Annotated in this window: 18 protein-coding genes; 14 read left to right on the top strand and 4 right to left on the bottom strand. The window is 66.1% G+C overall.

What is annotated here, in order from left to right:
- Positions 1-9 precede the first annotated feature (9 nt).
- The 10 genes from ACYVKQ_RS16305 to ACYVKQ_RS16260 all read left to right on the top strand — a co-directional run bounded on the left by ACYVKQ_RS16305 (position 10) and on the right by ACYVKQ_RS16260 (position 10,409).
- Positions 10-939 (top strand): PAS domain-containing protein, encoded by a 930-nt coding sequence (locus ACYVKQ_RS16305; protein ID WP_345226616.1) that lies wholly within the window; start codon positions 10-12, stop codon positions 937-939.
- A 49-nt stretch (positions 940-988) separates the two neighbouring features.
- Positions 989-3,829: a PAS domain-containing protein gene (locus ACYVKQ_RS16300; RefSeq protein WP_345226618.1), complete on the top strand. Its 2,841-nt coding sequence runs from the start codon at positions 989-991 to the stop codon at positions 3,827-3,829.
- 143 nt (positions 3,830-3,972) lie between these two features.
- Positions 3,973-4,224: a hypothetical protein gene (locus ACYVKQ_RS16295; protein ID WP_460676417.1), complete on the top strand. Its 252-nt coding sequence runs from the start codon at positions 3,973-3,975 to the stop codon at positions 4,222-4,224.
- A 248-nt stretch (positions 4,225-4,472) separates the two neighbouring features.
- Positions 4,473-5,123: a GAF domain-containing protein gene (locus tag ACYVKQ_RS16290; protein WP_345226621.1), complete on the top strand. Its 651-nt coding sequence runs from the start codon at positions 4,473-4,475 to the stop codon at positions 5,121-5,123.
- Between the two features lie 558 nt (positions 5,124-5,681).
- The gene (locus ACYVKQ_RS16285; protein ID WP_460676416.1) at positions 5,682-6,209 is read left to right on the top strand and encodes a LexA family protein; all 528 of its coding nucleotides are present in this window, start codon (positions 5,682-5,684) and stop codon (positions 6,207-6,209) included.
- A 2-nt stretch (positions 6,210-6,211) separates the two neighbouring features.
- The gene (locus tag ACYVKQ_RS16280; RefSeq protein ID WP_183405565.1) at positions 6,212-7,510 is read left to right on the top strand and encodes a Y-family DNA polymerase; all 1,299 of its coding nucleotides are present in this window, start codon (positions 6,212-6,214) and stop codon (positions 7,508-7,510) included.
- Positions 7,511-7,654: 144 nt separating this feature from the next.
- Positions 7,655-8,473 carry an ion transporter gene (locus ACYVKQ_RS16275; RefSeq protein ID WP_183405566.1) on the top strand — a complete coding sequence of 273 codons (819 nt, stop codon included), beginning with the start codon at positions 7,655-7,657 and terminating at the stop codon, positions 8,471-8,473.
- 86 nt (positions 8,474-8,559) lie between these two features.
- Entirely contained in the window at positions 8,560-8,889 is a 330-nt protein-coding gene (locus ACYVKQ_RS16270; protein ID WP_183405567.1) for a four-helix bundle copper-binding protein, read from the top strand.
- A gap of 76 nt (positions 8,890-8,965) precedes the next feature.
- Positions 8,966-9,925: a mechanosensitive ion channel family protein gene (locus ACYVKQ_RS16265; protein WP_183405568.1), complete on the top strand. Its 960-nt coding sequence runs from the start codon at positions 8,966-8,968 to the stop codon at positions 9,923-9,925.
- Positions 9,926-10,052: 127 nt separating this feature from the next.
- Positions 10,053-10,409: a hypothetical protein gene (locus ACYVKQ_RS16260; protein WP_460676415.1), complete on the top strand. Its 357-nt coding sequence runs from the start codon at positions 10,053-10,055 to the stop codon at positions 10,407-10,409.
- Positions 10,410-10,419: 10 nt separating this feature from the next.
- On the opposite strand, the gene ACYVKQ_RS16255 is transcribed toward ACYVKQ_RS16260, so the two are convergent.
- Both ACYVKQ_RS16255 and ACYVKQ_RS16250 read right to left on the bottom strand, forming a co-directional pair.
- Positions 10,420-11,766 (bottom strand): DUF2254 domain-containing protein, encoded by a 1,347-nt coding sequence (locus ACYVKQ_RS16255; RefSeq protein WP_460676414.1) that lies wholly within the window; start codon positions 11,764-11,766, stop codon positions 10,420-10,422.
- Between the two features lie 20 nt (positions 11,767-11,786).
- Positions 11,787-13,055 (bottom strand): cation:proton antiporter, encoded by a 1,269-nt coding sequence (locus tag ACYVKQ_RS16250; RefSeq protein WP_460676413.1) that lies wholly within the window; start codon positions 13,053-13,055, stop codon positions 11,787-11,789.
- Positions 13,056-13,356: 301 nt separating this feature from the next.
- Here ACYVKQ_RS16250 and ACYVKQ_RS16245 point away from each other — a divergent pair, with 301 nt between their 5' ends.
- The 3 genes from ACYVKQ_RS16245 (at position 13,357) to ACYVKQ_RS16235 (ending at position 17,675) form a co-directional block, all read left to right on the top strand.
- Positions 13,357-14,730, top strand: coding sequence for a DUF389 domain-containing protein (locus tag ACYVKQ_RS16245; RefSeq protein WP_073288302.1), 1,374 nt, complete (start codon positions 13,357-13,359; stop codon positions 14,728-14,730).
- Between the two features lie 389 nt (positions 14,731-15,119).
- Positions 15,120-16,004, top strand: coding sequence for a mechanosensitive ion channel family protein (locus ACYVKQ_RS16240; RefSeq protein WP_183405572.1), 885 nt, complete (start codon positions 15,120-15,122; stop codon positions 16,002-16,004).
- A gap of 66 nt (positions 16,005-16,070) precedes the next feature.
- Positions 16,071-17,675: a mechanosensitive ion channel family protein gene (locus ACYVKQ_RS16235; protein ID WP_460676412.1), complete on the top strand. Its 1,605-nt coding sequence runs from the start codon at positions 16,071-16,073 to the stop codon at positions 17,673-17,675.
- Between the two features lie 376 nt (positions 17,676-18,051).
- Here ACYVKQ_RS16235 and ACYVKQ_RS16230 read toward each other — a convergent pair whose 3' ends face one another.
- Entirely contained in the window at positions 18,052-20,631 is a 2,580-nt protein-coding gene (locus tag ACYVKQ_RS16230) for a toprim domain-containing protein (protein ID WP_460676411.1), read from the bottom strand.
- Between the two features lie 84 nt (positions 20,632-20,715).
- Entirely contained in the window at positions 20,716-21,072 is a 357-nt protein-coding gene (locus tag ACYVKQ_RS16225; RefSeq protein ID WP_460676410.1) for a hypothetical protein, read from the bottom strand.
- Positions 21,073-21,368: 296 nt separating this feature from the next.
- Here ACYVKQ_RS16225 and ACYVKQ_RS16220 point away from each other — a divergent pair, with 296 nt between their 5' ends.
- Positions 21,369-22,034, top strand: coding sequence for a hypothetical protein (locus ACYVKQ_RS16220; RefSeq protein WP_460676409.1), 666 nt, complete (start codon positions 21,369-21,371; stop codon positions 22,032-22,034).
- The last annotated feature ends 53 nt before the right edge of the window (positions 22,035-22,087 follow it).

Below are 22,087 nucleotides of genomic sequence, written 5' to 3'. Positions count from 1 at the left end.
ATTTCGCACATGTCAGCTTCCCTTGCCTCCGCGCTGACGCCCGAACGCATCGAAGCGGCGCTGGACGCCGCCGGCATCGGCGTCTGGGAGATGGATTGGACCGGCCGCCAGTTTTCGTGCTCGTCGCGCTGCAAGCACCTGTTTGGGTTGCCCGCCGAGGCGGCCGTGAGCTTGGACGACGTGCTGGGCGCCGCCCACCCCGAAGACCGCCCCGTGCTCGAGCAGCAGCTCCAGCAGGCCCTTGACCCGCAGGGCAACGGCCGCCTCGCCGTCGAGCACCGCGTGCTGCTGCCCGGCGACGAGGTGCGCTGGGTGCGCACCACGGGCCTGGCCGTCTTCGACGAGGCCCGCACGCAACCGGTGCGCTTCCAGGGCATCACCAAGGACATCACCGACACGCAGGCCGGGGCCCGGCTGCAGGAAGCGCAACGCCGCGAACTGGAATTTCTGGCCGAAAGCATCCCGGGCATCCTCTGGATGGCGCGCCCCGACGGGGCCGTGACCTACTTCAACCAGCGGTGGATGGAGTACACCGGCCAAACCCTGGAGCAGGCGCTGGACTGGGGCTGGGAGCCCGTGGTGCACCCCGACGACTTGCCGCGCTGCCTGGAGCGCTGGCGTGCGGCGCTGGCCACCGGCTCGCTCTACGAGGTGGAGTACCGCTTCCGCCGCCACGACGGGCAGTACCGCTGGTACGTAGGCCGGGCGTTGCCCTACCGCGACGCGGCGGGGCAGATCGTGAAGTGGTTCGGCACCTGCGCCGACATCCACGGACAGAAGCAAACCGAAGACGCGCTGCGCCGCCGCGAAGAGGAGCTCGAACGCGCCTACCAGGACCTGGAGGCCAAAGTCACCTTCCGCACCCTGGCGCTGGAAGACGAAGTGACGACGCTGCGCCGGCGCGTGGCCCAGCTGCCGGCTTCCAACCCTGGTTCGTAGCCGCGCAGCCCGGCGTTCCGTACCAGATCGGGTATCTTCGCTCGCCCCCATGCCGCACCCTGTTGATTCTTCTGCCGCGTCGCTGCTGGCCGACACGCTGTTGCGCGTGTCGGCCAGCGGCATCATTCTGTACCAGCCGATCACGGCCGCCGACGGGCGGATCGAGGATTTTCAGTTTGTGCGGGTCAATGCCGCGGCGCAGCAGCGGCTGGCGTTGCCCGAACGCCCCGCCCAAACGTTTCTGCAGCAATACCCCCACGCCGCGGCCCAGGGCGTGTTTGCTTTTTACTGCCACGCATACGCCTCGGGCGAACTGCGCCAGTTCAGCGTCGATTACCCGGGCAACAGCCTCAACGCGTATTTTCAGCTGACGGCCCAGCGCTGCGGCGAGCTGTTGGTCATCAGCTTCGCCGACGTGAGCCACCGCCACAACACGTCCGTGGAAACGCTGCTGCGCGAGGGGCGGCGCCTGGAACACGCGGCCCGCGTGGCTGCGGAAACCCAATACGCCCAGCTGCAGCGGGTGCTGGACCAGGCACCGGCGCTGCTGTGCATCTTGGCCGGCCCCGAATTGGTGGTGGAGTTTACCAACGCGGCCTACCGGCAACTGCTGGGCGGACGCGAGTTGGTGGGCCAGCCATTGGGGCAGGCGCTGCCGGAACTGGCGGCGCAAGGCTACCTGGACTTGCTGGATAAGGTCTACCACTCGGGCGAATTGCTGCATGCCGTGGAGCAACCGGCCACCCTGGACTTTGCCCGCACCGGCGCGGTCGAAACCCGTTACTTTACCTTCAGCTACCAACCCCGGCGCGGCGCCACCGGCCGCGTCGACGGCGTCATCGTGCTCGGGTACGACGCGACCGAGCAAGTACGCGCCCGCCAACAGGTGCTCGCGCTCAACCAGGACTTGGCCGGGGCCAACCAACGGTTGGAAAGCCGGGTGCACGCGCGCACCCGGGAGCTGCAGCAGGCCCGCGCCGAAGCCGAACACCAGCGCGCCCGTTTGGAGCGGTTGTTTCGCACGGCGCCGGCCATCGTCAACACCAACGTGGGCCCCGACCACGTCTTCGAGTTGGTGCACCCGCTTACGGACCAGCTCTTCGGGTTCCGGCCGTTGGCGGGCCTGCCCATCCGCGACGCCCTGCCCGATGTAGAGGCGGCGTTTTTCGACCTGATGGACCGGGTGTACCGCACCGGCCAACCTTACCACGGCCGGGGCGTGCCGGTGCGCGCCGGCCCCGCCGGCGGCCCGCTCACCGAGGCCTACTTCGATTTCACCTACCAGCCGTTGCGGGCCGCCGACGGCCAGATCGAGGGCGTGATGACCTTTGCCGTGAACGTAACCGAGCAGGTGCGCGCCCGGCAATTGGCCGAGCAGAACGAGGCGCGGTTCCGCCGCTTGGCCGAAACCGCCCCGCTCATCGTGTGGGAAGCCGATGCCGCTGGACAGACCACGTACTTGAGCCCGTACTGGGAGCAAATTACTTCGGCTGCCAACGGCCAAGGCCTGGACTGGCGCGCCTACGTCCACCCCGACGACCAGGCAGCGCTCGTGCAGGCGTGGCAAGCCTGCGTGCGCACCGAACAACCCTTTCAGCACGAATTGCGCCTGCGCCTGGCCGCCACCGGCGACTACCGCTGGTTTCTGGACCGGGCTGACCCGGTGCGTGACCCCGCCGGCCACGTCGTGCAGTGGGTGGGGGCGGCCGCCGACATCGACGCGCAAAAACGGGTGCAGCAGGCCCTGCAGGCCAGCGAGCAGTACTTCCGGGACATGGCCGACTTGGTGCCCACCCTCATCTGGCAAACCGACGCCCACGGGGCCTGCGTGTACCTGAATGCCTCTTGGTATGCTTACACGGGCCAGCGGCCCGGCGAAGCCTTGGGCTACGGCTGGCAGCAGGCGGTCCATCCCGAGGACTTGGCCCGCGTGGCCGAGCTGGCGTTGCCGGCGGTGGCCGCCGGCCAGCCGTTTACCGCCGTGTACCGCCTGCGCAACGCCGCCGGGCAGTACCGCTGGATCACCGACTCGGGCCGTCCCCGCGTGGACGCCCAGGGCAACGCCGGCGGTTACCTCGGTTCGGTGACGGACATCGACGAGCAGAAACGCGCCGAGCAGGCCCTGCAGCTTCTCGCCGGGGAGCTGCGCACGGCCCACGCGCACGCCCAGCAACTCAACGACGAACTGGCCGCCCGCAACGCGCAGTTGCAACGCCTCAACGAAGAACTGGACACGTTTGTGTACATGGCCGCCCACGACCTGCGCGCGCCCCTGCTCGACATCGAAGGGCTGGTGCACGCGCTCGGCGAGGACCTGCCGCCGGCCGCCGTGCCGCCGGACGCGGCCCGCCTGCTGCACCTGCTGCGCGGCACCACGCAGCGCTTCAAGGACCTGGTGGAGGGCATGACAGCCGTGGCGCGGGCGCAACAGCCGCCCACTGCTTTTGAGGAGGTGGACCTGCTGCCCGTCATCGACGCGGTGCAGCTCGACCTGCAGCCGCTGATCCGGCAAACCCGGGCCCGCATCGACGTGGCGTCCAGCGGGTGCGCGCGGGCCACGCTGGCGCCGCCAAACGCCCGCTCGGTGGTGTACAACTTGCTCAGCAACGCGCTCAAGTACCGCCACCCCGACCGGGCGCCGCGGGTGCGCGTGGCCTGCTACGACGAGGAGCCCTACACCGTGCTCACGGTGCAAGACAACGGCTTGGGTCTGGACGCGGCCGCGCAAGCGGCCTTGTTCGCCCCGTTTCAGCGCCTGCACCACCACGTGGAAGGCCACGGCCTCGGGTTGTACATGATCAAGCGCCTGGTGGAAAACGCGGGCGGTCGCATCGAAGTGGACAGCCAAGACGGGTGGGGCACCACCTTCCGCGTGTTTCTCCGCCGGTGAGCACCGCGTGCTGTTGCAGCCGCGCCGCGGCGTGTCGGGGCCCTGCGCATGCTCTGCTGATTCGGCTTGGCAAGCATGCCGACCGGTCCCGGCAAAACTTTTGCACCCGCGGCCAGTTTGGTAGTGGCCGCACTTTCCTGCCGATGCCACACCTCGTAACCCAACTGTCGGACTTCACCATCCACCACCGCGCCGACCTGGACCTGCTCGTGGTCCGCTGGTGGGCGGAGTACCGCTCGCTTCCCGTGCTGCAGCAAGAACACGCGGCCTTGTTGGCGGCGTTGGCCAGCCACCCAACCAGCCGGGTGTTGCTCGACGTGCGCCGCCACCAACTGCCCCACGTCGAGCCCGCGGCGTGGATTGTGGAGCAGTGGTTCCCGCAAGCGGTGGCCTAACTGGCGCCCCGCCGCCTGCGGTTGGCTTATTTGCTCTCGCCCAGCCGTCGGGCGGCCTTGCAGGCCGGGCAAGCGTTGCACCCGGTTGTGGCCGAGGCCACCCGCCCGCACCAGCCGTATGACCTGGGGTTGTTCGATACCGAAGGCGAAGCCGTGCGGTGGTTGCGAGAGCGCGCACCCACGGCCGTGGCGTCGCGAGCCGGCGGCCCAGCGGCGGCCCAGGAGGGCAAATTTCTGTAATATAAGGCATGGATCATATTTCCCCCCTTTCAGCGGCCCAAGCGCGGCAACTCCGGTGGCAGGGCTACACCCTGTGCGGCACGGTGCAGGACCGGCTGCTCAACGAGGTGGCCCTGGTCACGGCCCGCTTGTTCGGCGCCTCCGTGGCCCTGGTGTCGCTGGCCGACGCCTCGCAGGTGTGGTTCCGGGGGCAGTGGGGGTGGGCCGGCCCGGCCCGCGTGCCGCGGGACCGGTGCCTGTGCGCCGCCGCCCTGCTGCGGGAGCAATGCCTGGTGTTCGAGGATTTGCAGCGCGACCCCTGCACGCTGGGCAGCGCCGCCGCCGCGGCCGCCAGCGGGCTGCGCTTTTACGCCGCCCACGCGCTGGGGGCGCTGAGCATCATGGCCGCCGAGCCGCGCCCCTTCGACGCGGCCAGCCGGGACGCGTTGGCGCAGCTGGCGCACCTGACCAGCGCCGTGCTGGCCCTGCGCGGCGCGGCCGCCGAAGCCCACGCGTTGCCGACGCTGTTGCCGGTTCTGGAGCAAGCCGCCCTGCGGCCGCTGACGCAATTGCTGGTGGTGGCCAACCGCTGGCGCCACCCCGCGTCGGTTTCCGACGCCCCGGCCAAGTGGGCCGCCGTCGCGCAGGCGGTGCGCCAGGGCTTGGCAGCGCTGAGCTAACCCGTAAGGCAGGGCTACGCCCGTACCGCGGGAGAACGGCGGCGCCCGGGCGAGTCGGTAACGCCCAACCCAGCCGTGGTGGCGCTGTTCCCCTCGCCGGGCGTGTCCCGGGGCCGTCTACGCGCGGGGACAGCACGGATGAACCACGGCCCCTGCGGCGGGCTTGCCGTGCCTCCCGCGCTTTGGGGTAGGGCCGGGCCTCCTGGATGCCAGTCCCCCTTTTACAGGGCCTTGCCAAGACCTGCTCCGCAGCGATGCGCAGGCGGTAGAGGATGTTTCCAGCCCGTCCGCTCGTTTAACCTTTGTACCAAACTTTTAACCAAGGCCGACCTTCTTTTCCCCACTGCCCCCCTATGGAAAGGCCCTCAAACAACTGCTTCTTTCAACTGGTCAGCCTGCGGGCTGAGGAGTTGAAAAACCACTTTTTATAAGCGCAGGATGCCCCAACGCGGGCCTGTATTTGAGCAGGCTGGCGTTGGGGTCTGGTGCGGCCGGCGCTGTATTGGCCAGCCAGAAACAGCTAAGCGAACTGATTCAGCAGCTACAATTTTTAGCCTTATGATTACTAATTTTATTAGCAGCGCGTATTATTGCGGACACGCCTACTTTATACCGCTCATGCGCAACGTCGAATTAATCCCCGTCCACGACTCCCAAACGCCTTTTTTGCTCCCGCTTTTCAGCTGCTCGGTGTCCGCCGGCTTTCCCTCGCCGGCCTCTGATTACACTGATGAGCTCTTCGACCTGAATCGCCTGCTCTTGCGGCACCCCGACGCCACGTACCTGGTGCGGGTGAGCGGGGAGAGCATGAAGAACGCCGAGATTCACGAAGGCGACCTGCTGGCCGTGGACAAGCAGATGGAGGCCGACCACAACCACATTGTGGTGGCCGTGGTGGAGGGCGAATGCACCGTCAAGCGCCTAGTCTGTGAGCACGGCACCTGGTGGCTCAAGCCGGAGAACCCGGATTACCAGCCCTGGGAGATTGTCGATGCCGGCGCGGTGCGCATCTGGGGCGTGGTCACCCACGTGCTGCACGAACTGATTCCTGGCAAACTAGCTGCGCTGCTGCGCACCCGCGACTAGCCATGTACGCCTTAGTCGACTGCAACAACTTCTACGTCAGCTGCGAGCGGGTTTTTCAGCCCCGGCTCGAAGGGCGACCCGTAGTTATTTTGAGCAATAATGATGGCTGTTTGATATCCCGGAGTGCGGAAGCCAAGGCCCTGGGCCTGCAGATGGGCGACCCGTACTTTCAGGTCAAGCCCCTGCTGGAGCAGCACAATGTGGCCGTGTTTTCCAGCAACTACGCGCTGTACGGCGACATGTCGCGCCGGGTGATGTGGTACCTGAGCCAAGTGGCGCCGGCCGTGGAAGTGTATTCCATCGACGAGGCCTTTCTGGACCTGCATGGCATGGAACGCTTCGTGGTCAGCAGCCTGGACACCTTTGCCCGCACCGTGCGCGCCAATTTGCTGGCCCGCACCGGCATCCCCACCTGCGTGGGCATTGCGCCCTCAAAAACGCTGGCAAAACTGGCCAACCGCTTGGCCAAGAAAAACCCGGAGATGGGCGGGGTGTGCTACCTGGATACGGCCGAGCGCCGCCGCTGGGCCCTGGAGCAGGTCGCCGTGGAAGATGTCTGGGGCATCGGCCTCCAGTATGCCCAGAAGCTTTACGCCGCCGGCATCACCACGGCCGCCGGGTTGGCCGGCTGCTCGGAAGCCTTTGCCCGCAAGCACCTGGGCGGGGTGGTCGGGGCTCGCCTCGTGCGCGAGCTGCAGGGCTACCCGTGCCAGGGACTGGCGCCAAGCGAAGACGGCACCTTATCGCGCCGCACCCTGTGCGTATCGCGCACCTTCGGCCGGCCGCTCTCGGATTTTCTCGATGTTACGGGCGCCGTCAGCGCCTTTGCCTCCCGGGCCGCGGAGAAATTGCGCCGCCAGGGCGACGCGGCACACCTGATGACCGTCTTCCTAAGTAAAAGCCGCTTCGGCCTGGAGCCCCCGCCGTATTCCTGCTCCGCCGTGCTCACGCTGCCCGTGGCCACCAACGACACCATTGAGCTGGTCCGCTTTGCCCGGGCGGCGCTCAAGCGCCTCTGGCAACCGGGCAACCGCTACACCAAGGCCGGCGTGATACTCGACGGCTTGGAGCCGGAAGGACAAACCCAGCTCACGCTGTTTGAGCCCGCGCCCGTTTCGGAAAAACGGGCCAAGTTGACGGCCGAGCTGGACGCGCTGAACCGCCGCTTCGGCAAAGGCACGGTGAAGCTGGCCTCGCTGGTGCTGCCCCCCAGCCAAGACAGAGCACCCTGGGAAGGGCAGGCGCAGTGGCGTACGCCGCAATACACCACTCGACTGGAAGATTTGCTGCTGGTAGGCTAAGGCCACCGCGGGAGTTGAACCAGTCTACGGCGTGCCGCCTCGCGCCCAAGCAAGCGCGGCAGCAACGGTGGCCCCTACCGCGCGAGCCATAACCCGGGCCGGTAAGGCGCGTAAGCGCGCTGGTACTTGGCTACGCTTCTGCCTATGTCCCACCCGGATTCCGAAAAGCAACAGCTCCAACAGGAGCGCTACCACCTCCTGCAGCAGCTTACTGACTGGCTGGAAACGCCCCTGCTGGTGTTGGGCTTTGCCTGGCTGGTGCTGCTGGGCGTGGAGCTGCTGTGGGGCCTTAGCCCGGCGTTGGAGCTGGCGGGCACGATTATCTGGGTGATTTTCATCCTGGACTTTCTGCTCAAGTTTATCCTGGCGCCCCGCAAACTGGCGTTTCTGAAAAATAACCTCATCACCCTGATTTCGCTGCTCGTGCCGGCCCTGCGCCTGTTTCGGCTGGCGCGGGTGTTTCGGGCGGCGCGGGCCGTGCGCGGGCTGCGGCTGGTGAAAGTCGTGGGCTCCCTGAACCGGGGCATGAAAGCGCTGGCCGCCAGCTTCGGGCGGCGTGGCGTGGGCTATGTGCTGGGCCTCTCGGCCTTGGTGCTGCTGCTGGGCGCGGCGGGCATGTACGCGTTTGAAAAGGACGTGCCGGGCGGCCTGCGCACCTACTCGGAAGCGCTGTGGTGGACGGCCATGTTACTCACCAGCATGGGCAGCGAGTACTGGCCCCGCACCGGCGAGGGCCGGGCCCTGTGCCTGCTGCTGGCCCTCTACGGCTTCGCGGTCTTTGGCTACTTTACGGCGACGCTGGCTACCTTCTTCATGGGCCGCGACGCCGAGAACCCCGAGGCCGAAGTGGCCGGGGCCGCCGCCGTAGCGGCGCTGCACGAGGAAGTGCGGCAGCTGCGCGCCGAACTCCGGCAGGGTTCCTTACCCGCGGCTTCAGCAGAACCGCCCCCAGCGGACGTGTAGCGGTTGCAGCTGTCGCCCCATCAACCTTTGCGCGGAACCGGGGGTATAGAAGGTTTTACCCAGTTGGAAACTTTACCTACCTCGCGATGAATACACAGCATCAATCCCTGCTCGACGCCCTGAATGCCTGCGTGGCGGCTTGTGAAAACTGTGCGTCGGCCTGCCTGCAGGAAGACGACGTGAAGATGATGGCGCCCTGCATTGCCCTTGACCGGGACTGCGCCGACATCTGCGCCCTGACGGCCCGTCTACTGTCCCGCGGCTCTGAGCACGCCTGGCACCTGCTGCGCGAATGCGCCGAAATCTGCCGCCTCTGCGGGGAAGAGTGCGCCAAGCATGCGCATGCGCACTGCCAGGCGTGCGCCGCCGCCTGCCGCCGCTGCGAAGAAGCTTGCCGCCAGGGAATGACTGCGTAAGAAAGCCTCATTCGAGCTCTTGCCGGGCCGGGGCCACCCGGCCCCGGTATGGTACTGCTCCACTTACCCCCCTCCCATGGATTTTTCCCTTGCCTGGCAGAAGCTCCACCAGATTGGCCGCGACCTGATGCTGGCCCTGCCCAACATCGTCTTTGGCCTGGTAGTCTTTCTGGGGTTTCTGCTGCTGGCCCGCGGCGTGCGCGCCCTGGTGCAGCGCATCACGCGCGGCAAAAAAAGCAGTCACAACCTGCCCCTGCTGCTGAGCCGGCTGGCCTACGTGGCCACGCTCATCCTGGGGGTGCTGGTCACGGTCACCATCGTGCTGCCGGGCTTTACCCCGGCGAGCCTGGTCAGCGCGCTGGGCGTGGGCGGCATTGCCATCGGCTTTGCCTTCAAGGACATCTTCCAGAACTTCCTGGCCGGCATTCTGCTGCTCTTTACCGAGCCCTTCCGCATCGGCGACCAGATTAAGTACAAGGATTTCGAGGGCACGGTGGAAGACATCCAGACCCGGGCCACCAGCATCAAAACCTACGACGGGCGCCGCGTTATCATCCCCAACGCGGAGCTGTTCACCAACGCCGTGACCGTGAACACGGCCTACGACAAGCGCCGCCTGCAGTACGACGTGGGCATCGGCTACAGCGACGACATTGCCCGGGCCCGGGAGCTGATGCTCGAAGCCATGCGCGCGGTGCCTGGCGTGCTCCAGGACCCCGCGCCGGAAGCTCTGGTGATGGATTTGGCCGCAAGCTCCGTGAACATCCGGGCGCGCTGGTGGGTGGACCCGCCCCGGCAGGCCGACATCCTTGATGCCCAGGACAAGGTGCTCGAAGCCATCAAGAACAAGCTCGCCGAGAACGGCATCGACCTGCCCTTTCCCACCCGGCAGATTCTATTCCACGACCAGACCGAAGCCACCGACGGGGACCGGCGCCGGCAGCGCGAGGGCTGGCCGGCGGGCCCCGGCGACATGCCGGCGGCCCGGGCGGCCGCACGCGGCTCCGAGCCACCGACGCCGGACAAACCCCAATAACCGGCGGGGCGGGGGCCGCTTTCAGCCCTGTTCCCCCTCTACACGTAAGGCAGTTGTTTCGGCTTAGTGTATTCGCGTGGTTCCAACTCGCTTCTATTTTTCCAATGCCGTGGGCGCGGTCGATTATGTGCCTCGAACCTACGTGTACCTGCACTGGACGGGAGCCCCGCTGACCAGCGTTGAGTTCCGCGCCCTGTACGTGCACGTGCGCAACCTCTTGCGGCGCCACCAGCTCAAAGCCATTTTGGCCGACCACCAGGCCATGCCCGAAGCACCCGACGAAGCCGACCGGGCGTGGCTGCTGGAGCAGTGGCTCCCGGAGACCATTGCGGAAACGTCCCTGGCCCGCTACGCCGCCCTGCCTACGCCCGACCCGGGCCACCGCCTGCACACGGAAACGGTGCTCGACGGCTTGCGGCGGCACCTGCACGTCGCCGTGTTCGACGACCTGGACCAGGCCAGCGCCTGGCTGCGGGAGGCGTAATTTCCTGCCCTTACGGGTTGTTCGGTTCATCAGCGGCGCCGAAAGCTGCTTCTGCTTCCACCAGCCGCTGACGCACCTGCGCCCGCTCGTAATCGGTGGGTAAGGTGCGCCGGGCGGCTTCGGCTATCAGGTCGGCTTGCTGGCGCAGGGCCTGGCGGCGGGCCGGGGCCTGGGTCCGCTGCCCGATGGTGGCCAGGGCCGTGAGCAGGCGCAGGTATACCGCCACGTTGCCGTCGGCACTGCCGCGTATCTGGTCGAAGGCCGTGGCCAGATAGCCGCCAAAAGTGGGACGCACGGCCAGGATGCGGACCCGCTCGTGGTCGGTGCGCCAGGGCTGCTCGAAGCGCCGGTCGGCCAGCTGCGCCAGCAGGGCGCTCAGGTGGTCGATGCCGATGAGGGCCGTGGTGGTGTCGTTGATGCCCGGCGAAAGGGCCTTGAGGGCAATGTCCACCAGCTGACGCAGGCCGAAGCCGGCATCCTGCTCGATGGTGCGCTGGCTGCCCAGGCTAAAGCAGTCGTTGAGCTGCGCGGTGAGCTCCTTGGGCAGCGAGATGGATACCTGGTCGTAGTACGCCACGCTGACCAGCGCCGCGCCCCGGGCCACGAACCCGCCCATGCCGTGCTCCAGGCGCACCACGCCCCCCAGCCGGCGGCCCAGCGCGAGCAGCGCTTCCTCGTCCAGGCTTTGCACGTAGCCCGTGGCCCGGGCCGGGACCGGCTGCCAGTGCAGCTGCCCGGCCTGCCGGAGCACCTCCTGCGCTTGCGCCGGGTCGGCTTCCTCGCCTAGCTGCTCGGGAAACAGGCGGGCAATGGCCGCCTGGGTTTCCTCAGTGGCGTGACGGATGATGGTGGACGCCTGAATGGCCGTGGCCATGTGGTGGATGAAGAATATCAGCACCCCGATGCTGACCAGGGCCAGCACCAGGCCCATGAGCACGGCCAGGGAGGGAATAAAGCCGCCTTCGTCGCCCCCGCGGATGGTGCGCAGCACGATCAGGCAGTACACGAAGATGCTGACGAAAAATCCCAGCACCACCTGGTTGGCCCGGTCGCGCATGAAGTTGCGCAGCACCCGGGACGTGTACTGGCTCGATACCTGCGCCAGGGTGCTCAGCGTGAGGGAGAAAATCAGGGCCGCCACTGTGACCATGGAGCCGGCAATGGCCGTGAGCATGCCCCGGGCCCCGTCGGAGCCGGCCCCGAACAGCAGGGGGTAGTCCGGCACCCAGTCGTGGCGGATACCGGCGTCGAGAAATACCAGCGCAAAGGCCAGCCCGATGGCGGCGGCTACCATCAGGGTGGGCACAAACCAGAGGCTGGCGTTCAGGTGCTGCCACAGGGCGCGGAGTCGGTGCATAGGAAGCGGATTACGAGCGGTTAATGACCGGCATCGGCGGAAGCCTCGCCGGTGCTCAGGCCCAGCCGCTTGACCAGCGGCCCGATGGTGAGGCCCTGCCCGATGATGCTGAACACCACCACCACGTAGGTAACGCCCACCAGCAGGTCGCGGGGCATGGACTGGGGCAGCGACAAGGCCAGGGCCACGGAAATGCCGCCCCGCAGCCCGCCCCAGGTCAGCACCCGCAGCGTCTGGCGGTCGAAGGGGTAGTAGCGCTGTAGCAGAGCCAGCGGCAGGCCCACCGACGCCCAGCGGGCCAGCAGCACCACCCCGATGGCCACGAGGCCGACCAGCAGGGTAGTGCGGCTGATGTCGAGCACGAGCATCTCCAGGCCGATGAGCACAAAGAGTACGGCATTCAGAATCTCATCGAGCAGCTCCCAGAATTTGTCCAGGTACTCCCGCGTCTCGTCCGACATGCCCAGCTCCCGGCCCTGGTCGCCCACAATCAGCCCCGCCACCACCATGGCCAGCGGCCCCGAGGTGTGCAGCCGCGCGGCCAGGGCGGTGCCGCCCATCACCAGGGCCAGGGTAAGGAGCACCTCCACCTGGTAGTGGTCGATGCTGCGCAGGGCCCAGAAACCGGCGTAGCCCAGCGCCGCCCCCAGGGCCAGGCCGCCCAGGGCTTCGCGCAGAAACAGCTCCCCGATAACGGTGGGCGTGGCCTGCCCAGTCCCGAATTGGGCAATTTGTAGCAGGCTTACGAACACGACCACGGCAATGCCGTCGTTAAAGAGTGACTCGCCCACAATTCGGATTTCCAGCCGCGGGTCGATGCGCGCTTGCTTGAGAATGCCCAGCACCGCAATGGGGTCGGTGGGGGAGATGAGGGCCCCGAACAGCAGGCAGTAGATAAAGTCGGTGGGCAGCCCGAACCAAGGCAGCAGGTAGTAGAACGCCGTGCCGACCAGCAGGGTCGAGAGCAGCGTGCCCATGGTGGCCATCGCGCCCACGGCCACGCCTTCCTTGCCCAGGGCCCGCAGGTCCACGTGCAGGGAGCCGGCAAACAGCAGAAAGCTCAGCATCACCTGCATGAGCACCGTGTGAAAATCAATGCCGCGCACCAGCTCGCCCGCGGTCAGTACCCAGTCGACGCCCAGCTTGCCCAGCCCGATGGCCAGCAGGGACGAAACCAGGGCCAGCACCATCAGCCCGATGGTACCGGGCAGCCGAAGGAAGCGGTGGTTGACGTAGCCGAATACGGCGGCTAGGACGATGAGCAGCGCCAAGGTATTGTATAATTCCATCGAAAGGCCAGGGGCAGGTTGGGGTAAGGTAGGGTAGACGCGGAACAATAGCGCTTGGTTGACGCATGCTCCATTTGCAGCGCAGACCGGCGGCGCTGATTCCGGCAAACCTACGCCTTTCCGGGACTGGGTTGCCTGCCGGGCCGGCCTACCCGCTCGCCGCTGCTCCCCTGCGCCTGCCCTGTGCTACTTGTGCGTCATAACAAGTTTCCTGCTGGTTTCCAGCGCGGGTTACGGCCGCGCTTTGCGGCTACCTTGCGGCGGGATGCGTATGCAGCGCATTCATTGCTATTACCCTTCTATGAATGTGCGCTTCTTGGTCTGGCTCCGCCAGCGCTTTGACCTTTCCCACGACATGGCCGACCCGGCCCACATCCTGGCTGGCGTGGAAGAGGGCATTGTCTTCCGCGGCACCAACCTGTGGGTGCTCATCTTCGCTATTCTGGTAGCCTCGGTGGGGCTCAACGTCAACTCCACGGCCGTTATCATCGGGGCTATGCTCATCTCGCCGCTCATGGGTCCCATCGTGGGCATTGGCTTCGGGGCCGCCACGGCCGAGGTAGAGCTGGTGCGGCGGGGTTTGAAAAACCTGTTCATTGCCGCCGGCATCAGTTTGCTGGTGTCGGCCCTGTACTTCCGGCTCACGCCCCTCACCGATGCGGGCTCCGAGCTGCTGGCCCGGACCCAACCTACCACCTGGGACGTGCTCATTGCTTTGTTCGGCGGGGCAGCCGGGGCCGTGGGCCTCACCCGCCGCTCGCGGGGCAATGCCGTGCCCGGCGTGGCCATTGCCACGGCCCTAATGCCGCCGCTGTGCACGGCCGGCTACGGCCTGGCCACATCCCACTGGAGCTATCTGCTGGGGGCGCTGTACCTGTTTTTCATCAACAGCGTGTTTATCAGCCTGGCCACCTTTCTGGTGGCCCGCATCCTGCCGCTGCCGCACCACACCTTTGTCAGCCGCCAGCGCGCCCGGCGCGTGCAGCTTTCCATCTGGGCCGTGGCCCTGCTCACCGGCATACCCAGCGTGTACCTGGCTTCGCGCATCGTGCAGCGCACCGTGTTTGCCCACAATGCCCAGCAGTTCGTGGACGAGCAGTTTAATCAACAGCCGGGCACCTACGTGGTCACGCGCCGCATCGAGGCCGACACACGCACCATCAACGTGCTGCTGGCCGGGCAGCGCCTCACGCGGGCGCAGCTGCGCGAGGCCCGGCAGCAGCTGGTCCGCTACCGCCTGCCCCAGGCCCAGCTGACCGTGCGCCAGGGCCTGGCCCAACTCGACTCGGCCGATGCCCAAACCATGCGCAACAGCCTGCTCGAAGACGTACGCAGCCGCAACGAGCAAACCCTGGCCGGCTACGATGCCCGCCTGGCCCAACTCCAGCAGGTGCTTACCCAGCCCGATAACCCCGCCCTGACCGGCCTGCCCACCGCCCCAGTTCTGCTACGCGAGGTGCAGGCCGAGCACCCCGCCGTGCGCCAATTGGGCGTGAGCCGTGTGGTGCGGCCCGCGGCCGATTCGCTGCGGGCCGATACGACCGTCGTCGTGTCGGTGCGCACCGCGCAGCCCCTGCCGGCGGTCGAGCAGCAGCGCCTACGGCAGTGGCTGAGCGTGCGCGCCGGCAGCCAGCATCCCGTGCAGCTGCTACTGGAAGCGCCACCCCGGCGCTAAGGATAGGGTCCCATCCTTCAGGTTGGACGCAGCTTCCACAGTTTGTCGATGTACTACCCACCCAGAACGTACACCCGCAAAGCCACCGGCAGGCCCGCTTCTGCTCGCTTCACCCCAACCTACGCAGCGCAAGTCCAACCAAGCCGGGCGCGAAGAGCCAGAATGTTTTTGGTGCGGTCCTCTTTTCTCGCTACCGCAAAAGAAGCGAGAAGCATTCAATGCTATTCACTTTCAGTAGCTTCTTGGTTAAGCTTATGACGTTGCCTGGGCACGATAACCACCCAACGCCCCGGCCGCCGCGGGGACTTTTTCGTGCCGCATCCGCGCCAGCCGACCCAACCCCGCTGCCCGGCCGTAGGTAAGGGTACCCTCCACCATTCCCCGGCCGCATGACAGATATTAACCGCGCCTTCACCCTATTATCGGGCAAGCTTACTCGCTGGCTGCAGCAGTTTATTCTGCTGCTGCCCAACCTGCTCATTGCCGTGCTGATTCTGGTCGTCACCTTCTTCGCGGCGCGGCTGGTGCGCCGGCTGATGGGCCAAGTGCTGCCACGGGTATCCACCCACGCCACGCTGAACAACCTGGTGAGCACCTTGGCCTACCTGGGCGTGCTGCTGGTGGGCACCTTCTTCACGCTGGAAGTGCTCAGCCTCGACAAGACGGTGACCTCGCTGCTGGCCGGCGTGGGCATCATCGGGCTGGCGCTGGGCTTTGCCTTTCAGGACATGGCCGCCAACTTTATCAGCGGCATCATCATCGCCGTGCAGCGGCCCTTCACCGTGGGCGACGTCATCCAGACCGACGCCTTTTTCGGCACCATCGAACGCATCAACCTACGCACCCTGGATTTGCGCCAGGTCACCGGTGAGCTGGTGCGGGTGCCCAACCGCAAGGTGTTTGAAAGCGCCGTGATAAACTACACCGTCACCACCCGCCGCCGCGTGGACCTGGACTGTGGCGTGGCCTACGACTCGGACCTGGAGCAGGTGCGCGCGGTGGCGCTGCAGGCTATGCGCGACTTTCCCAAGCTGCTCACCGACCGGCCGCCGGAAGTCATGTTTACCGGCTTTGGCGATAGTGCCATCACCTTCACGCTGCGCTTCTGGATTCCCTACCAGCAGCAGGTCGACTACGTGGGCGCCAAGAGCGAGGCTGTTATGCGCATCAAGCGGGCGTTTGACGAGGCCGGGATTGTCATTCCCTTCCCCATCCGGACCCTGGACGTATCGCCGGCGCTGCTGGCCCAACTGCGGCCCACGGCGGCCGAGTAGGGCTGGCACCTATTGACCTGAATCAGGAACCAGCCAGGAGGGTTTTTCTGTGTATTTTTCCCGCATATGAGGCCATTTTTTACCTGCTTATTCCTGTTGCTGACCTGGGGCGCGGTAGCCCAGACGCCCGATTCCCTGGCCCCGGCGGCCCAGCCCGCGCCGGCGGCACCGGCCGGCGCGGCCGTGGTGCTGCCCCCCGCCGATACCTTGTTTCGGGTGTACGGCCGGGTGGGTTCGTTTGGCCCCCGCGAGCGGGCCGAGGCCATCCAGCGCCGCCTGCAGGCTCTGCTCGACGCGCCGCTGTTCCGGCCCGACTCGCTCTACGTGGTCGACGCGGAGCAGGACTCCGAAATCATGTACGCCGACGCCCACGTGCTGAGCGTGGGCGAGGCCGAAGCGCAGGCCCTGGGCCAGCCCCGGCAAGCCGTGGCCCGCCAGTACCTCGGCCTGCTGCGCCGCCACCTCACGGCCGCCCAGCAGGCCAGCTCCCTGCCCGCGCTGCTGAAGCGCGGCGCCCTGGCCGTGCTCACGCTGGTGATGTTGGCCGGCTTGATTTTCGGGCTGAACCGCTTTTTTCGGGCCATCAACCAACGCATTCTGCGCTGGCGCGGCAGCCCCCTGCGGCCCTGGCGCATCAATAACTACGAGCTGCTCACGCAGCAGCGGCAGCTGGAGGTGCTGCGCACATTACTCAAGGTGCTGCGCCTGGTACTGGTAGCCCTGACGGTGTACCTCGCGCTACCCCTGCTCTTTAGCCTCTTTCCCTGGACCGAAGGCTTCTCGCGGCAGCTGCTGGGCTACGTGCTGGGCCCCGTGCAGCGGGTGGTGCTGGCCATCGTGCACTACATTCCCAACCTGCTCACCATCGTAGTCATCTACTTCTTTACCACCAACGCCGTGCGCCTGCTGCGCTTCCTGGCCACGGAAGTGGCCGAGGGCAAGCTGGTCATCGACGGCTTTTACGCCGACTGGGCCCTGCCTACCTTCAACCTGGTGCGCTTCGCCCTGTACGTGTTCATGTTCATCGTCATCTTTCCCTACCTGCCCGGCTCCGACTCGCCGGTGTTTCAGGGCGTGTCAGTGCTGCTGGGCTTTGTCATTTCCTTCGGCTCCACCTCGGCCATTGGCAACCTGGTAGCGGGCATTGTCATCACCTACATGCGGCCCTATAAGGTGGGCGACCGGGTCAGGATTGGCGAGGTGGTGGGCGACGTGCTCGAAAAAACGCTGCTGGTCACCCGTCTGCGCACCATCAAGAACGAGGACATCACCATTCCCAACTCCAACATCCTCACCGGCCACACCGTGAACTACAGCGCCGCAGCCGAACGCGAGGGCCTGGTGCTGCACTCCACCATCACCATCGGCTACGACGTGCCCTGGCCGCAGGTACACGAGCTACTGCTGGCGGCGGCCCGCGCCACGGCCGGCGTGGAGGCTATGCCCGCGCCTTTCGTGCTGCAAACCAGCCTCGACGACTTTTACGTGTCTTACCAGGTGAACGCCTACACCCGGCTGCCCCACCGGCAGGCGGCGCTCTACTCCGAATTGCACCAGCATATCCAGACCGAGTTTGCCCGCGCGGGCGTTGAAATCATGTCCCCGCACTACCGCGCCACCCGAACCGGGGCGGAAGCAGCCAGCACCATTCCGCCGCTTCCGGCGAGTTAGCGCCGCCAGGCGGGCCGTGTCGCTGGTTTACCGGCTACCACAGCACGTTGCCGTCCCGAATGGGTGGCTCCATCCCTAGATGCGGGTAACCCCAGGCGCACTTCTAGGTAGCTGCTGTTCACGTTAGAAACACCTGAGCTTCGACAGCGGGCAGTGGAGTTTGTCCTCAAGCTGTCGGCCCATACGCTCTTGGACCCGGGCCATTACGAACAGCAACCACGGGCCCGTGCAACACTCAATAGAAACCGACTGGTAGGAGCGCCGCAACCGTTGCATCCAAGCCGAAGCCTGGACCCGCACTAAGCACCTACGATACGCGTCACCCTTAGCCAAAGAAAGCAGGAAAGCAGCGGATTGCCCCCTGCTGCCGGTTACCTCATCTCTCCAGTTGCTGAGTTGGCTGCTTGGCCTCTAAGCTATGGCGCACCACCTCGTGCCGCTCCGCCCGGTCGCTGCTGTGCTCCACCAGCTGGCTGCCGCGCTGCTCCGCCACGGCATCAAGCGTCTGGCTTATCTGCGTAATCTCGGGTTGGTCGGTGCGGTACGACACTTTCATCTCCGAGTGTCGGATGCCTTGCTCGTCGGTTGTGCTTTGTACGCTGCCTACCTTGGCCCCACTGGTTTCGACGGCCGCCTGCACGGCCTCGGCCTGACCTCGCTCGCCCGTAGTCAGGGCTGGTTCGTCCACCCGAATAATTACCTGCTTTTCGGTACCTGACGTGTCGGCGCGAATAGCCTCGGGTGCAGTTGCACCAATCGCGGCATCCGGCTTAGCCGCCACGTCCAGACTCCGGTCGCGGTTATGGGGCTGAATGGGGGCGGCTTCGGCAGCCAGTTGCCGGGCCGCGCGGTCTTCGTCGCGCTCGACGACGCTTACCCCAGCGTACTGCTCCTTGTTGGCCGCGGCGCGGGTATTGGTGTTGGTCACAATGGCGTGGATGATGGCAATATCCGGCTGGTCGTTGCGGTAAGTCATGTCAAACTCGGCCCGTCGGATGCCCTTCTCATCTACCGTGCTGCGCACGTCACTCGTGCGCATGGAGTAGCCGGAGTTGTCCAGAATAGCTTTCCAAGCCTCCGCGCGCCCGGTGGTGTTGGGCTCCAACTCATCAATCTTCCACGTTGCCGTTTTCACTTCAGCGGCTACCACGGGTGCTGGCCCGGTGGCCATCGCGGCATAGCGGGCACGGTCGCGCAGCTCCTCACGCTCGGCTTCGTCGACTTTGCGGCCTGCGGGTGGGGGGTTGTCGTGGATGTACTCTTTCAGCAGCACCAGCCCGGCATCTTTGGCGTGCACGAACTGCGCGGTGTGCTCAGCCGCTTCCTGCTCGCTGCGGTAGGAGCGGGTAGGCCGCTGCTCTACCTCGACTACGGCGGCTCCAAGCACAGCTTGGTTGAAGCGCTGGTCGTTTCGTTCGCGCTCCTGCTGCGCTTCTGGCGCATTCTCCCGCTCCCGTTGCGCTTGTCGCTCCAGTGCCCGCTGCTCCCGCTCCTGGCGCTGGGCTTCGGCCAAGCGCTGCTGGCGCTCTGATTCGCGCTGCTGCTCCTCGCGTTGGGCCGCAGCCCGGATTTGCTCGGCGCTCAGGCCTTGGTTGGTGTACTCCAACTCCTTGTTGAAGTCCTTGGCCAGCGGGTAGTCCACCCGCAGAAAGCTTTCCTGCTGGCGCTCCGCCTCCGGGCGCAGCTGCTCACGCTGCCGGTAGAGTTCCTGGGCTACTACTTCCAGCTGGGCCGTGTCGGCGCGGGCCACGGTCAGGCGCACGATGGTGGCCTGCTCGGTGCTGCGTTGCACTTCCACCGCGAGTGAGGGGCCGTCCTGCTGGGTCTGGTTGATGTGGTCCACCCGCTCGCGCAACTGCTGCACCTGACCGGCGCCCTGCTCGGCCGAGTCGTGGTGAAAAGTCACCTTCAGGCTGGTGTGGTACTTGTCGCTGGTGGCGTGCCACTCCACCGGCCGCCCAGCCTCGCGGTAGGCTTCCTGCTCGGCCACGGGCACCATCGGCCGGGCGGGCTGCAGCTCATTGAGGTAATTAATGTTGAACTGCCGGCCGCCGGCGTCGCGGTCGTTGGCCAGCACCACCTCCCGGGGCTGCTGCTTGTCGATGACGCGCTGAATCAGGGCAATCTGCGCCTCCGTCGGCGTGCCGCTGGTGGCAATGTAAAGGGTGTTTTTGGGGTCCTGCCCGTGCTTGAGCTGGAAGTGAGAAAGCGAATCAATGGCCGACTCGCTCACCACCACGCGCTCCACCGGCGTATCCTTCCCATCGGTAGGGTGCGACACCCAGATGCCGTTTTTGGGCAGCGGCAGCAGGCTTTTGTAGTGCTCGTTCTTCTGCTCGACGCTGGCCAGCCCGTGCTCGTTGTAGAGCGGAAAGACCGTGTTTTTGTGCTCATTCTGCTGCGCGGTGAAGATGCGGCCCTGAAAGGCGGGGTTATCTAGCGTCGCGTCGGTAATGCCGCGCCCATTCAGGTAACTGCGGTCAGTCAACTCCTTCTTCACGCCCAGCACCTGCGAAATCAGGCGGGTGCGGCGTTCCTCCTCGGCTTGCCGGGCCTGCTCCGGGTCGCCTACGGGCAGGCTGCTCAGGCGCGCGGTATCCGGTGGCGTAGCGTACTGCGTCGCATACTGGCGGGCGGGAGCAGGGGCACCGTCGAGGTATTCGCGCAGCTGCTGGCGTACCTGGCCCAGGTTCAGGCCGTGGCCGTCGCCGCCCCGGGTTTTGGCAAAGTCAATGATGGAGCCCGCGTCGCGGTCGTCGCCGGTGTTCAGGTACACCTGGTGGTCGCCCTTGCGGGTGACGATGACGTGCTCGTCGTCCTTGACCAAGTGGTGCCAGTCGCCGCGGCGGCTTTCCTTCTTGATGGTGTAGCCCTGGCGCTGGGCGTAGTCAACCAGGTCAATGTCGCGCTTGAAGCGGTCGAGCTCAGTGGGGTCGTTTTCCCGGGGTGCGTTCATGGGGTGGGCTGGGGGAGTGGAGCCAGACAGCTCCAACTCCCTTCCGCACCCTGACCGGGCCGAATGGGGAAAGCTATTCGGCGTTTAGGTTGTCAGCGGCGGGCTGCCGGCCCGCTGCGCGGCCGCGTCGAAGAAGGCCAGCTGCTCGCGGAATTGTGCTAGTAGCTCGGCGCTACCAAACACGTACTGGTTGGCGCCGCTGCCGATGTCGATGCGCACGATTTCCGTGGGCACGCCCAGGGCACGCAGCACGCGCTGGACCAGCCGCGGTTCGTCGCGCTTGAGCTTGCCGTTCTTCAGGTTCACGACGTTGGTATAAGTCAGGCCATGCTGGGCACAAAAAGAGGTTAAATCGCCCTGGGCAATGGCTTTGAGGCGGAACTGGACGTAGCGCAGGCACTCGCTGTAGGGCGCGGATAGGCTTAAATCAGGAAACCCCAAGGGGGCGGAAACGTGGTCGGAGGGTACCATGCGAAGGGGGCTCACTGCTGGGGGCAGTGGGGGTGAAGTATCAGAGAGATACCCCAAAGGACGCATATCGGGCTTAGAAGCCGCACTGCCTTCGTGGAAAAACTCAAATCTTCTACCAGCTTGCTTACCAAAGATGGCATCTGGCCGAACCCCTCCTCGCTGGTAGTCGCATTATACGACTAAACCTTTTTTATGTTTTCACTAACTTTTTACTAACAATGTGACGCATCCTGCCGTAAGGGGGCGGTATGCGTTCTGGTATACTCTTGTTGGTGGTTGTTCTGGCCTTGGCCGCACTGGCGGCGCTGCTTTGGTGGCGGTTCAAGGGCAGCGGCCTGCCGGCGACCCCGGCCGCGACGGCTACCCGCAACCATCATTCCCTGCGCACCTTCCACTACGCGCCTGTTGGGGATACTCCTAAAGCAGCTGTGCCCGCCGGGTCCGCCGCAGCTGGCGCGGCCCTGGCCAGCCTGCTGCCCGCCGAAGACCTCGAAGCCCCGGCGCCGGACCAGTTGCCGGCAGAAGCAGTCACCGACGACGACGTGGCCAACAGCCCGCAAGCAGCTCCTCTGAAAGCACCGGAAGATGCACCCGGGACGGCAACCGATGAAGCACCGCGGCCAGCCTCGATTCGCCATGCCGCCGGCGCCGTGGCCGTGCTGCTGGACGCCGTAGACGAGGCTCCTGCCGCCGTAGCGCCCACGGCCCAATCCGCATTAGACTCGGATGAGGAGCCGGCCGAAGCGCTGTTCCTCAACCCCCTCACCGCGCCGGCGCCCACGGCCAACGACCAGGCCAACCGCGCCGCCGAAATCGCCCTGCGCCAGCAGCGCCGAGCTCGCATGAGCAAGGACGCGTCTGCCCAGCGCGCTGCCCTCAATGACCTGTTTCCCGGCGCCGGCAGCCCGGTGCCCACCGCCAAACCCTCCTAACTGCCACACCTGCTTTTCGGGGAGATAAGCACCCTGTTCCACCAATACCCTTT

It is taken from the genome of Hymenobacter coalescens, from assembly GCF_054783195.1.
Note: the sequence above shows the minus strand (reverse complement) of the source record. Positions and strands in the feature narration are given on the sequence as shown.